The 13,827-nt window shown below is 37.5% G+C and carries 9 protein-coding genes; 6 read left to right on the top strand and 3 right to left on the bottom strand.

The genetic code is table 11. The features are described from left to right. Positions 1-2: 2 nt before the first annotated feature. From J2Y40_RS01830 to J2Y40_RS01815, 4 genes are read left to right on the top strand one after another with little or no spacing between them, the layout of a single operon-like run. Positions 3-221 carry a PRTRC system protein C gene (locus J2Y40_RS01830; RefSeq protein WP_309996292.1) on the top strand — a complete coding sequence of 73 codons (219 nt, stop codon included), beginning with the start codon at positions 3-5 and terminating at the stop codon, positions 219-221. Between the two features lie 20 nt (positions 222-241). Continuing rightward, on the top strand, positions 242-1,429 hold the full coding sequence (locus J2Y40_RS01825; RefSeq protein ID WP_309996289.1) for a hypothetical protein: 1,188 nt from the start codon (positions 242-244) through the stop codon (positions 1,427-1,429). After that, positions 1,426-2,151, top strand: a complete 726-nt coding sequence (locus tag J2Y40_RS01820; RefSeq protein ID WP_309996285.1) for a PRTRC system protein B — start codon at positions 1,426-1,428, stop codon at positions 2,149-2,151. Before J2Y40_RS01825 ends, J2Y40_RS01820 begins: the two co-directional genes overlap by 4 nt. Continuing rightward, positions 2,148-2,963, top strand: a complete 816-nt coding sequence (locus J2Y40_RS01815) for a PRTRC system ThiF family protein (protein ID WP_309996283.1) — start codon at positions 2,148-2,150, stop codon at positions 2,961-2,963. The genes J2Y40_RS01820 and J2Y40_RS01815 overlap by 4 nt, the downstream gene beginning before the upstream one ends. Positions 2,964-3,895: 932 nt before the next feature. Here the strand turns inward: J2Y40_RS01815 and J2Y40_RS01810 are convergent. The 3 genes from J2Y40_RS01810 to J2Y40_RS01800 all read right to left on the bottom strand — a co-directional run bounded on the left by J2Y40_RS01810 (position 3,896) and on the right by J2Y40_RS01800 (position 9,514). Continuing rightward, entirely contained in the window at positions 3,896-4,369 is a 474-nt protein-coding gene (locus J2Y40_RS01810) for a hypothetical protein (RefSeq protein WP_309996280.1), read from the bottom strand. A gap of 768 nt (positions 4,370-5,137) precedes the next feature. After that, on the bottom strand, positions 5,138-8,605 hold the full coding sequence (cas13b, locus tag J2Y40_RS01805; protein WP_309996277.1) for a type VI-B CRISPR-associated RNA-guided ribonuclease Cas13b: 3,468 nt from the start codon (positions 8,603-8,605) through the stop codon (positions 5,138-5,140). Between the two features lie 132 nt (positions 8,606-8,737). Then, positions 8,738-9,514, bottom strand: a complete 777-nt coding sequence (locus J2Y40_RS01800) for a LexA family transcriptional regulator (protein WP_309996274.1) — start codon at positions 9,512-9,514, stop codon at positions 8,738-8,740. Positions 9,515-9,593: 79 nt separating this feature from the next. Between J2Y40_RS01800 and dinB the strand changes: the two genes are divergently transcribed. Next, on the top strand, positions 9,594-10,742 hold the full coding sequence (gene dinB, locus J2Y40_RS01795) for a DNA polymerase IV (RefSeq protein ID WP_309996272.1): 1,149 nt from the start codon (positions 9,594-9,596) through the stop codon (positions 10,740-10,742). Between the two features lie 11 nt (positions 10,743-10,753). After that, positions 10,754-13,813, top strand: a complete 3,060-nt coding sequence (locus J2Y40_RS01790; RefSeq protein ID WP_309996270.1) for a DNA polymerase III subunit alpha — start codon at positions 10,754-10,756, stop codon at positions 13,811-13,813. Positions 13,814-13,827 lie beyond the last annotated feature (14 nt).

Here is a 13,827-nt window from a genome sequence, read left to right as displayed (position 1 = left end):
TCATGGTACTAGCAACAGAACTAAAACGAGTATTTATACTCATGGACAAGGAACAGAAAATTATCCTTGATGACCCTGCTCCACGTTGGAGCATAGATGCAGTGTTGAATTTTTATTCAAATGCTTACCCCATATTGACAACCGCAAAGGTTTCCGCTCCTGTAATCAGGGATGATTCAGTAGTTTACACCTTTGAAAGCGTTATGGGCACGAAAGGCTAAATATTAAAATATTAAAAACAATGGGCAATGCGAAAACAGATTTTGTCGGGAACGATAGAAATTCCCGAAAAAGAAACAGAGATAAGACTGTACCGCAGATTGGCGAACTTCGCAGATTGGATGAAAAGACCAAGGGACGCACAGGAAATAGCAAAGGACAAAAGAAAGTCTGTGCCAGTAACCATGTTACCGATGATTTTCTAAGGACTTCATTTCTGCCAAAATTGAAGGGAAATAATCTGACACAGATTTCAGGCAAATCCGCAAAACTTGAAAGGGATTTTTTTAAGTCCCTTTCAGGACTTGCAGAGCATTATTCAATAGAAATAGAATCCGTCGATAACGATAAATTTGAGTTCCCATATAATATAAACCTTGCTCTTGCAGAGACGAAACAACTGCTTAAAAAAACGGTGGCAACATGGGGAAAAATACAGTTGATAAATGAGGGCAAAAAAGCATATTTGGTTGTGGAAGAACGTTATTATACAGGCAATACCCTATTTTACATTCCTGTTTTGCCACTTTTTAGAATGTTAAAGGATAAAAAGCACCACAAAAATGCGCAGTTGATCCTTTCCGTTTTTTCCTATCTCTATCATATAGCTGATATTCCCTATTACAGGCAGGAAGCCAGTTATCTATATTGGGAATATGAGATGTTAAAGGATTGGGTGCTTGACGATGTTTATTTTCAGGAAGATGATGAAGAAGACCATCGTATTGATGAAATTGGAATAGCGGAATGGGTGGGAAGCAATATGGAGAAAAAGATCAGAAACAAAAATAACCTGACTTTTTTTGATGATCGTATAAATAAGTTTAAACCTAAAAATCAGTTTGACGAAAATTGTCTCTTAATAGCACGAAACGCAATTTCTATTTATCATACTTATCCCCAAACGGATATTTTTCGTAATGCCAGTTCCATCCTTGACGACACAGGTGAAGAAATTGACGAACAGATCATTCCAATGGAAAGATATATTTCTTTCTATGCCGATAATGATGGTTGGTTGGCTGACACCTTATTTGAAACGGTCAACAATCAATTTCAGGAATATGGGGAAATGCAGGAACCTGTTATTTTTAAGCATTTTGACGGACGTGATATTCAGGGTATGGACCTTGCATTTGAACATCTGCTTTTTGACCTCATGCATGACCTGATTGACGTATTGAACGATTACAAAAAATTGAACTTATGAAAACCAATGATATAACAAAGAATTTTGAAAATCTGTACTATCCGAAGTGCGCACTGGTTGTCTACGAAACAAAAGGAAGCGAAACAGATGTATATGTTGAACACTTTGATATGGATGCAAACGGAAATCCCATCAATGCGCATCCGCTTACGGTGAAAGAAGCGGATAATCTGGCTAAATCTTTATTGCTCGAACAGGAAAAGGAAAGCGCATTTTTGAAGCCTAAAGAAGTTCTGCCCAGCAATATATTGACCCTTGATCCCGATACGGAGAAAGGAACGGTAATCTGGCATACAAAAGCACAGCTAAGGGATCTTTTTTTTGTGAAAAATTTGGGCATTCCAAATGGTAAAGCCTATGTTCCTCCTATGTTATGGAAAGCGAGTAAATCCAGTCTCACGGTCTTTGCGCTTAAAAGTAACCGAAGGCCGACTTTAAAAACACCACTCTACCATTGTCCTTTTTTCAATATTTATGAAGATGGCAAAGTATGTTTGGGTACAATAAAAATCGATATCAAAAATTCTACTTCGGTTGAGGATTTTATAAAAGCATGGGAGCATTACTTTTTTCACAGTTATTTTAGCCATGCGCTCGTTACAGGAGGTCAGATTAAGGGAAATTGTGTAACGCTCTGGAAAAAACTTATAGCACAGGGAACGGCTTTTCCTACGGAAGTACTGCTACCCCATACATTAACACTTAAAAATATCTTGCTATGAACACAGATACCGAAAAAACAAAAGTGCATTTTGTGGATAATTATCTGTTGGCTCCGACAAATCCGATCACGGTTAATTTGATAGGGGCAGGGGGAACAGGATCGAAAGTTTTAACAGGCTTAATGGAAATCAATGAAAGTTTGTTGGCACTTGGGCATCCAGGACTGCAAGTTCGGCTATGGGACGATGATATTGTCACTTCTGCCAATTTGGGTAGGCAACGTTTTTTTGAGTGTGAGGTCGGATTGCCAAAATCCGTTGCGCTGATTAACCGCATCAACCGCTGTACAGGTGCGAACTGGAAAGCGGAAACGCTGAAATTTGAAAGGGATAAGATAGGAAACCTGCCAAAAGAATCATCTGCAATAATAACTATGACCTGTGTGGACACCGTTCAGGCGAGATTTGGGGTGGCAGAAATTCTTACGGAATTAGAACGAAAAAGATCTTATACAAGGGATTTTCCCCGCTATTGGATCGACTTTGGAAATAGCAGGTATTCAGGGCAGGCCATTCTTTCCACTGTCGGAGATATACGACAGCAAAGCTCCGAAAAATATATACCTATCGCTAATCTGCCTTTTGTCACAGAAGAATATGGCGACCTTCTTTTGCAGTCTGAAAAAGAAGATAATACACCAAGCTGTTCGCTTGCTGAAGCACTGGAACAGCAGGACTTATTTATCAATGCTTCCCTAGCCCAGATGGGGTGCAAGTTATTTTGGAGCCTGTTCCGTAACGGAATGATAAAATACAAAGGGTTCTTTCATAATCTAGCTGATTTTAGAACAACCCCGATATTGATCGGTTGATCCCATATCGGGCAAAAAGACCTTTCCCCATGTTTGGGAAAGGTCTTTTTGCGGGGAAGCGAGATAGCCGCTTCTTTGTAAATATTTTTTTAGCATATACAATCCGCACTACTCTATTTCATCGCTCAGGCTACTTTTCCTATATATGTGACCAAAGAAAAGCAGCTCGAAGAATCCCTCTTAATTTAGTCGTTGTAAGGATTTTTGAATATTAACTTCATTTATTCTTTAAATATTCTTCATTCTTATGTTAATATGTATCCCAACTCCTGCTTAAGAAGTTGGGATATTAGTTGTAAGTATCCCTCAAACTGTGATACTTCCCAACAAACATTTTTAAACAAAGGGAAATGAAAAAGTTGTGAATACCCTTCAAATTGCGATACTTCTCAACGTTCCATGTCTGCATACAATTTAATGACAGGTTGTGAATATCCTTCAAATTGTGATACTTCCCAACATAAGTACTCTCATGGACACTGTATAAAATGTTGCGAATACCCTTCAAACTGTGATATTTCTCAACGCGCTTGCCACACTGACAGCATGTCAAAATGTTGTGAATACCCTTCAAATTGTGGTACGTCCCAACAAATACCTGATATTACAGGTGATCTTAAGAGTTGTGAGTACCCTTCAAATTGTAATACTTCCCAACAAATCACAGAACTTTTAAAAGAACAGTCAGGTTGTGAATACCCTTAAAACTGTGATACTTCCCAACCAAGCGTTGGATTTGTATTTCTTGAAGCTCGTTGTGAATACCCTTCAAACTGTGATACTTCCCAACAAATGGAGTGCAAATTGTAATGCTTGATCAGTTGTGAATACCCTTCAAATTGTGATACGTCCCAACCGACGACTTTTATAGTAAGAATCCAAAATTGTTGTGAATACCCTTCAAATTGTAATATTTCCCAACCTTATAATATTCAGGTACAAGATGAATTTGGTTGTGAATATCCTTCAAATTGTGATACTTCCCAACCGTTGCGCTTGAAAGCAGCCGATAATACCGGTTGTGAATATCCTTCAAATTGTGATACTTCCCAACCACTGATCTCGATGGCTGCGTGCCAAAACGGTTGTGAATATCCTTCAAATTGTGATACTTCCCAACAAGCTGCCTTTTCAGCCTTTTCTCCTACACGTTGTGAATATCCTTCAAATTGTGATACTTCCCAACGAACATAAAATTGTTTCAGAATTGTGTTCTGTTGTGAATATCCTTCAAATTGTGATACTTCCCAACAGTACTTAGAGAGGATCTGCGAAAACACCGGTTGTGAATACCCTTCAAACTGTGATACTTCCCAACAAACAATGAAACTTTCAGATGTTATAAAAAGTTGTGAGTACCCTTCAAATTGTGATACGTCCCAACTTGATAATTGGATGGCTAACACAGTTAAGTGTTGTGAGTACCCTTCAAATTGTGCTACGTCCCAACGCGGTGTAGCTCATCACGCAGAATATTGGAGTTGTGAGTACCCTTCAAACTGTGATACGTCCCAACAGCCGATGGATTGCGAGAGTGTATTAAAGTGTTGTGAGTACCCTTCAAACTGTGATACGTCCCAACTGTGATGGAGTATATTCTATTCACCAACCTGTTGTGAGTACCCTTCAAACTGTGATACGTCCCAACTTTGGAACAAAACATAAGGTATTGCAGGTTGTTGTGAGTACCCTTCAAACTGTGATACGTCCCAACTATCTATTATGGCTTTAAGCGTAGAATTCTGTTGTGAGTACCCTTCAAACTGTGATACGTCCCAACTCAAACTGTTCAAATATAATTTCGTTTTCAGTTGTGAGTACCCTTCAAACTGTGATACGTCCCAACCATTATACCCAGATCAATGTATAATCTTTAGTTGTGAGTACCCTTCAAACTGTGATACGTCCCAACTTGCCAGATCTACATGAATTGTAGAGTAAAGTTGTGAGTACCCTTCAAACTGTGATACGTCCCAACTTCATTGAATACTTAATTAAATATCACTAGTTGTGAGTACCCTTCAAATTGTGATACGTCCCAACGAACTTAAATATACCCACAATGGATAAAGAGTTGTGAATATCCTTCAAACTGTGATACGTCCCAACTGAATGATGAGAGATAAAGAACCAAATAAAGTTGTGAGTACCCTTCAAAAATATTATAGATTTCTTTAAAGTTCTAGTAATTTTGGAATCACAAATTTTGTAAACCCCAGATATAACTCAGAGACAGTGTTTCCTGAAATTTCTGGATATTTCTCTCTAATAAACTTATAAAACTGTTTTGCCGGCAAATGATTATGAGCAAATTGATTCCTTAACATTACGACTAGAAAGGAAAGTTGAATAAATTCAGATTTTTGAACAAGTTCGTCCTTTGAAAGCTCCTTAAACGTATCTTCGTCGCAATCTTTAAGCCATTGGAGCTCATCACTTCCAATATCAGAATTCTTTCGTAACAGGCCTTCTACAATATATTGTTTAAAATTTGGATGTCTGTTTCCTTTACTATCGCTTACTTCAAATTCCGGCGGATGAGAAACTCCGTCCCAAGGCCATTTTTCAAGAATGGCCTTTTCAAAATACTGAATTTCCTTAAACAGATGCTCCCTACGGATTGATTCATAAGATTTGGCACCAATCATTAATTCATTTTCAATTTTTAACTTGCTCCATTCTGTATCATCATAAGACAATAAAGATTTAACTTTCTCATCATCAAGAACAGCTCTAAATTTTCCAATATCTTTTAGTTTAACACTTGGCTCAACAATCTTTCCCTCAGCAAAAGGAATAGTCTTAACAACTGGAATAGTCTTACTCCATATAAAGTTTTCCTTTAAAATATTCGGACTATTATCACCTTTTGATCGCTGACTTTGAAGCGCTGCTTCTTCTTCCATTTTCAGCCGTTCTTTCTGACTTAAATAAAAGTCATCCAGAGAAAGTTCTATAGGTTGATTAAAAACTTTATTGAACAGAAACTCTGCTATCAACTTTAAGTAAAGATCTTGTATTTTGACCTTTTTTATCGTCAGATCCTGCTTTTTCTTTAAAAGCTCTAATTGGCTTTCATTACTAAAATTTGGACTATTTTTAGCAAAGCTTGTGTCTTTTTCAAGTTCTTCCTGAAGGAGTTCTTCATAATTTCTTTCCCAAGAATAGAATTTCTGAAATTTATGCTTAGTATCGTATCCGTATCTATACCAATCGGCGAAACCTTCTGGATTCTCCGATACTTGAATTCCCTTTCTAAATGTTGGTTTATCATCGAAGATACCCCGGGGAAAAATAAGCGGTTTTGATAATATTTTATTTTTTTCAGTATCGAGGTTTTCCAAAATATAAAGTCGGTTATCAAATAGCCCTTTTGGCATCTGCTGATCCATAAATTTGCACAAATGTTTAGTATTTGTACTGTGCTGGACAATATTATCAGCCAATCGGGAAAAATATTTCTTTCTTCCATTAAGATAAAATTCGTAAAAACCATCAAATGTATTGTCCTTTGCAAAACTATTCATGATCCATCCATTCCATAATGAGCTACCATCGGTAAAGTCCCAACCTGCTTGTAAGATAGACCTAGCCTCATTCGGCCTTTTTTCGAAGAAAGCCAATGACTGTTGCAACTGGCTATGCTGATAGCCCTTCCAATTTTTCTTTTGTACTGCTGGCATAAATCTTTTTATATCATTAGCAAGCCAGGTAGCTTCTAAACCAAGTTCTGCATTTCGGAATACATTCAGCCTTTTGGGTTTCCCTTTAATTTTTTCATGACACTCTTTTCTATTATTAAAGATCAGTACTAATTTTTTTTCTGTCTGCTCAATCTCATTATTAATCAGTTCAATCAATTTTCGAACATTAATAGCCCTTTCGTCTATATTATTTCGTAATCTCTTGCTTATCTGTGATGCAGGCAATGGATTTTTAGGATCATAATCTCTAATCCTGTCAAAAGTTGCGGTCAATTTTTGTCTTATTTTATCTTCTATCTCTTTTGCTGGCGTATTTTTGACCAATATTTCATATAAAATAGCTGGAATTTCATTCATTGATAACAATGCAGTAGGACTTTTAGGGTTAATCACTTTACTGTTTGCTATCATAGTCGTTATTGCGCCTTTAGCCTTCTTGTCTCTCCCTTCACGTTTTTTCATTTCCTCCGGCTTGTCTACTTTCCGCTTACCTTCAAATTCTTTAATGCCCTTCTCAAAATCATCATCAACAGAAAGGTGGATAGGAATATTGTTATCGATAAAAATATAGGATGGGTTTGGCAGAAGTTCCCATCCTGTATCAGCACTCGACCCTGGATCTTTTAAATATTTTGTCTTTAGACTGCTAATAGTGGAAAGTCTCCCAAAAACCTTAATTCTGTCCTTGACTAGTCTTTCTGTTTGAAAGCCAGTTCCTTCAATGTTCTTTATCCTACGATCATGAACGTAGTTGCCTAGGTGTACCTGGAATCTCAACGTTGGAAAATCAACAAACTCATCCAAAAATCGAATCGCAAAATAATTGAATTTGCTTTCATAGCGTTTTCTTATTACCGGATGTACAATTTTTGATTCAATAAGACTTTTATCGACTTTTCCCTCGCGAATATATTCATTGATATCCTCAATAAATTTTGCTTTAGTCTCTTGATTAAATGACCTGTACAGTTCATCCGGAACCTTACTCAGTTCATCAATAATCTGTATCAGTAAAGTTTCTTCATGATAATCAGCATTCAGCTTTGACTTTATTCCTTTGAAACAAAGTTCAGAAAATACCCAATGCGTAGCCATAAATTTCAGTCCACTGATATGTTCTTCTTCACTCTTTATAATCCGAGCTTTGAATCCACGTACCCTGCTTTTTAGATCCTCCATCTCTTTTCTTCTAAGAAACATACTCAGAAGAAATAAAAGTCCACTTTGAGAGATATTTATTCCATTCTCTGCACTATCAGAACCATAATAGTATGAACTGTAAGATATTGTAGGTTTACTATCTGTACCTTCTTTAAATATTAGATGATTAAAGGCTGCATTAAGCACCCCGTTTTTGATAGCTTCTTTGTCATTAAGATTTACATTTTTTCCTTCGCTTTTCAGTTTTATCAGTTTTTCTACATGTAGTTGAGAACGGATCTCAAGTTCTTCCGATAGGTTCTTTTTCAGAAGATGCCTTGTCTTATCGTCTTTCATCTTATTCTGTCTGACATCATCGGACATTTTGCCAAAAATAGAATCCAATAGAATATATAGTTCGTCTGAAAACTGAAGTGGACTATGGTAATAATGAGTGTAAAAATTTCTCAAACTCTCAACGGCTTGTAACAGCAGCTTAAACTTATGCTTTAGTAAGTCTCTATTTCCCATGTATTCGATATACTGAATACATGGGAAATGTTTTTGCACAAATTGAAACTTTATCCGAAAATCTGCATCTGAATCATGCTTTTTAAAACAGACATCTAAAAATTGTGAAGAACTTAAATTCTTCAGTTTTGGTTCAAATTTAAAGCGAAATGCAGTAAAGAATAAATCAATGTTATTTTTTGCTGAATTCAAAAAGCCTCCAAAAAAGTGTTTATCTTCAACTGTGGTGTGATCATAATAGATACCTTTACCGATTTGTGTTTCCATGATTATTAATGATTTTAATATAAATCAACAATATATTAATTTATACGATATTAAAAAAACGGTAAACCCTAATCATAAAGATGGTCAATCAATAAATTTTCACTTGAATTTATATTCAGTATATTAATTCTACTATTCTTTTAGATTAATAATCTCTTTTTTCAAATCATCAAACATTCTCAGAATTTTTTCCTTATTTGATTCCGCTTCAATTAAGCCAATTTCTTCTGTGGCTATACTGCATTTATACTCCCATATTTCCAAAAGGCTCTGTTTATGAATTTTATACGGTTTATAAAATTGATTGTCTGCGGATACCTCAATTTCTGTAGCAAATTGATCCTTCAAACGTTTATATGTAATTCCGTCATCTGTAATAAATATATATGTCTTATCCTTTTTTAATTCAGCAAGGGTTTCAACATACTTTCCTACCACATAGGAACCGCTCTGGAGAGGAGGCATGGAATCCCCTTCAGTCTGAAACGCCCTATGTTTTCCGTTTCGTAAAAACGGTAATGAAAGGGTCTGAAGACTTTCGATAAACTGTGGATCAGCATAACCGTTAAGATACCCCATTGAAGCTTTATAAGGAACAATTTCTATTTTATTTTCACCCGCTGAATCCGTCTTTACCGGTAATAAAATCCTATTATCGGGTAAATTGACCATTTCTTCAAGCCTGTATTTTCTCAGATCAACTGTAAGAAGCAGATCAGTACTGACATGGTAATAACGGGAAATAGCTAATAATACATCTAAGGGAGGGGTGTTCTTTGCCGTTTCATATTTAGCATAAGATTCGCGCGTAATGCGCAAGTGCCCGGCAATCTTTGCCTGAGAAAGTTCAGGTATCTGCTGCATGCGCAGATACCTGATGTTATCGGCTAAAATAGAGAGTGTTGACATTTTGTGACAATTAATCACAACAAAAGTAAGATATATTGTGATAAATCTTATCAAATTTGCTAAATAATTTAGTAATATAATGGAGCGATCGATTGTGCATTTGGATTTGGATACGTTTTTCGTTTCCTGTGAGAGACTGGTGAATTCCGGTTTGAACAATATTCCGCTGATCATTGGTGGTGGGGATAGGGGTGTTGTTTCATCATGTAGTTATGAGGCACGCACGTTTGGAGTACGTTCAGCTATGCCGATGAAAATGGCGCTCCGTCTATGTCCACAGGCAAAGGTCGTAAAGGGTGATATGGAATTATACTCCAGAATGTCGCATACTGTTACAGAAGTTATAGAAGAAAGTGCGCCAGTGATGGAAAAAGCCTCAATCGATGAATTTTATTTGGACCTGACAGGTATGGATCGCTTTTTTGGTGCATATAAATGGACTAATGAGCTAGGGGCAAAGATCGAGAAAGAGACAGGACTTCCGATCAGCTATGCATTGTCGGTCAATAAAACGGTAAGTAAAATAGGCACTGGTGAATCTAAGCCGCATGGTCATAGGGAAATTCCTTCTGCGGGCGTCCATTCCTTCTTAAACCCATTGTCATTAAAAAAGATGCCAATGGTGGGAAATGCAACATTTCAGCTTTTTTCAAGAGTAGGAATTAGAACCATTGGCACGCTAGCCGAAATGCCTGTCGAGGTATTGCAACAAATGATCGGCAAGAATGGAACCGATCTTTGGAAAAAGGCAAATGGCATTGATGATACGCCAGTGGTTCCATACTCAGAAAGAAAATCAATTTCTAAAGAACGTACTTTTAGTAGCGATACGATGGATGTGAAGGAGGTTAAAGGTCTTATTGCTGGAATGGCTGAGCAATTAGCACATCAACTTCGGAAGGAGAAATGGCTGGCCTCTACTGTTGTTATCAAGATCAGATATTCAAACTTTGATACCGAATCTAAACAATGCCGCGTAAGCTATACATCTTCTGACCATACTTTAGCGAGGGTGGCGTTGGAACTTTTTGATAAGGTCTATTCGCGCCGTATGCGCCTTCGTTTAGTGGGCTTAAGGTTTACAGATCTTGTCCACGGTAGCTATCAGATGAATCTCTTTGAGGATAATGCAGAGCTTATCAACTTATATCAGGCGATGGATCGTATCAAAAACCGTTTTGGTAAAGATGCGATTGGTCGTGCAGTTGGTTTCAATTTTTTAACTTAAAATGCGCAGGTATGTTTTTAAACTGTCATTCCTACCATAGTTTAAGATATGGAACATTATCTATTGACGATCTTGTTTCACAAGCATCTGCTTGGGGAATTAAACAACTTGTGCTTACCGATATCAATACGGTTACTGGCCTCTATGAATTTAAAAAGAAATGCGAAGAAGTTGGTATAAAGCCAATTGCCGGTGTTGAAGTTAGGAAAGCAAGCGAACTGCTGTATATTACCATAGCCAAGGAATTTGCTGGAATCTCGGAAGTTAACCGGATACTAACTGCTCATAACTGTGATGGTGCGGAGCTACCTAATCAACCAGATCTTTCTAATAATTATATAGTATATCCAATAACGAATATTCCTGCGAAGCTTAATAACAATGAGTTCATTGGTATTCGGGTAGAGGAATTGAACTTACTGATCCGCCAAGAGTTTAAAAAATTGATTCCTAGAATGGTTATTTTGCAGCCGATCACCTTTAGTACAAAAAAAGAGTTCAATCTGCATCGCATTCTGCGGTCTATTGACAATAATGTATTGCTATCAAAATTACCAGAGCATGAGATATGCAATAAATCGGAATATTTAAGAGAACCGAAAACAATTCTTGACGCCTACCAGCATTATCCTATAATAATTGAAAACACCAAGAAACTTTTGAAAGAATGCAGTTTTCAGTTTGAATTTTCCACTCCAAGAAACCGAAAGTATTATACAGGAAGTAAAGCAGAGGATCTTAAACTGTTAACCAGATTGGCCCTTGCAGGTCTGGAAAGAAGATATGGTAGAAATAATGGGCAAGCTACCCAGCGGGTTGAAAAAGAATTAAAGGTTATTAACGAACTGAATTTTAGTGGATATTTTCTCATTACATGGGATATTATTCGTTATAGTAACAGTATGGGGTTTATGCACGTCGGACGTGGAAGCGGTGCGAATTCGATTGTGGCGTACTGCTTGGGTATTACAGATATATGCCCGATCGAACTGGATTTGTATTTTGAGCGGTTCCTGAACCTGAATCGGAAAAGTCCTCCAGATTTTGATATCGACTGGTCATGGCAGGAAAGGGATATAATTTTAGATTATATTTTCAACCGTTACGGAAAGGAATATGTTGCATTTTGCGGTACCAATGTCGAATTCAAGTACAGATCCATTATCAGGGAAGTGGGTAAGGCATTTGGATTACCAAAGGAGGAACTTGATGAATTGTCCAAAAATCCTGAACGGGTATTTCGCGACGAAATTATACAACAGGTTCAAAAATACGGTAAGCTATTGGAAAAATTCCCCAATCAACGAAGTATGCACTCCTGCGGAATCATAATTTCAGAAGAACCTCTTACAAATTTTACGGCATTGGAAATGCCACCAAAGGGATTTCCTATTGTCCAATGGGATATGCACGTCGCTGAAGAGATCGGTTTTGAAAAGTTTGATATCCTTTCGCAAAGAGGGCTCGGGACGATCAAAGATACAGAGAGGCTCCTCGAAGAAAAAAGGGGAATCAAGGTAAATATTAAGGATACAACAATCTCCAAAGATGAAGATAAATGTAATGAATATTTAAGCCAGGGGCGGACAATAGGTTGCTTTTACATTGAATCGCCCGCTATGCGAGGGCTACTTAGGAGATTGAAGTGCGATAACTATAAGGTATTGGTCGCTGCTTCATCGATTATCCGTCCGGGAGTTGCTCAGTCAGGAATGATGCGGGAATATATTTTTAGGCACAATAATCCAGACAAGTTTGAATATTTCCATCCTGTTTTCGAAAAGCAGCTGGGAGAAACCTACGGCATTATGGTTTATCAGGAAGACGTAATAAAGATCGCTTTACATTATGGCGGTCTTTCCGCCGCTGACGGGGATATCCTCCGAAGGGCTATGAGCGGAAAAGGTAGGTCTTTAAGTGCACTTCAAAGGGTTAAGGATCATTTTTTTGCATCTTGCAGGGAGAAAGGGCATCCGGAAGATCTGAGTAAGGAAATTTACAGACAAATTGAATCGTTTGCAGGTTATTCATTCTGTAAGGCTCACTCAGCTTCCTATGCGGTAGAAAGTTATCAGAGTTTATATCTGAAGGTGTATTATCCACTGGAATTTATGGTTTGTGCCATCAATAATATGGGCGGATTCTACAGGACAGAAGTATATGTACATGAAGCGAAAATGTCGGGAGGAAAGATCCTGAATCCATGTGTGAATAAAAGTGAATATTTAACGACCATATATGACAATGAGATCTACTTAGGGCTGATGCTATTGGAAAAAGTTGAATCCAAGCTCGCTCAATTAATTCCAGAAGAGCGTAGGAAAAATGGCGATTATAAGTCTTTTGAGGATTTTATTAAACGAATTCCGATCGGCATTGAAACTTTACAGATCCTGATATTCATTGGTGCATTTCGGTTTACAGGCATTCCAAAGAATGAGCTACTTCTAAATGCGCGGGTTTTACTCGGTGAATTCAAACAGGAACGTCGTTTTGAAACTCTATTTGAAGAGCCTGTAAAAGAATTTAAGTTTCCAGAATTGAAGCGCAATATTTTTGAGGATGCCTTTGATGAAATCGAAATCCTGAGCTTTCCCGTGTCCAGTACACCTTTTGAACTTTTACAGACGAAGTACAGAGGATCTGTAATGGCGAAAGATCTTGTTCAATACCATAAGAGAGAAGTGAAGATGCTTGCCTATCTGATCTCACGGAAGCATGTTCCCACAAAAAAAGGCACCATGTACTTTGGCACCTGGGTAGATGTAGAAGGAAACTATTTTGATACTGCCCATTTTCCTGACTGCCTCGAAAGATATCCGTTTCAGGGCGGTGGTTGCTACCTGTTATTAGGAATTGTAGAAGTAGATTTTCATTTTCCAACGATCACCATTACCAAAATGGCTAAGATGCCCTTTGTTGCTGATCCAAGGTATTCGCACGATGAGGAAAAGAAATATGAGGCGCAGCAGCGCATGAAAGAAGATGTTAGTATGACATTTCGTGCTCCCTATCCACAGGAACATGAAATTGGTCTTCCGAGAGTTGGTTTTAATAAAATAAATCCTTAATAAGGTATAGAATC

It is taken from the genome of Chryseobacterium sp. 2987, assembly GCF_031456375.1.
Classification (GTDB): domain Bacteria; phylum Bacteroidota; class Bacteroidia; order Flavobacteriales; family Weeksellaceae; genus Chryseobacterium; species Chryseobacterium vaccae.
Note: the sequence above shows the minus strand (reverse complement) of the source record. Positions and strands in the feature narration are given on the sequence as shown.

Coding starts and splice junctions, on each gene's coding strand:
- J2Y40_RS01830 (WP_309996292.1), top strand. CDS start 3: ATGGTACTAGCAACAGAACTAAAACGAGTATTTATACTCATGGACAAG.
- J2Y40_RS01825 (WP_309996289.1), top strand. CDS start 242: ATGGGCAATGCGAAAACAGATTTTGTCGGGAACGATAGAAATTCCCGA.
- J2Y40_RS01820 (WP_309996285.1), top strand. CDS start 1,426: ATGAAAACCAATGATATAACAAAGAATTTTGAAAATCTGTACTATCCG.
- J2Y40_RS01815 (WP_309996283.1), top strand. CDS start 2,148: ATGAACACAGATACCGAAAAAACAAAAGTGCATTTTGTGGATAATTAT.
- cas13b (WP_309996277.1), bottom strand. CDS start 8,605: ATGGAAACACAAATCGGTAAAGGTATCTATTATGATCACACCACAGTT.
- J2Y40_RS01800 (WP_309996274.1), bottom strand. CDS start 9,514: ATGTCAACACTCTCTATTTTAGCCGATAACATCAGGTATCTGCGCATG.
- dinB (WP_309996272.1), top strand. CDS start 9,594: ATGGAGCGATCGATTGTGCATTTGGATTTGGATACGTTTTTCGTTTCC.
- J2Y40_RS01790 (WP_309996270.1), top strand. CDS start 10,754: ATGTTTTTAAACTGTCATTCCTACCATAGTTTAAGATATGGAACATTA.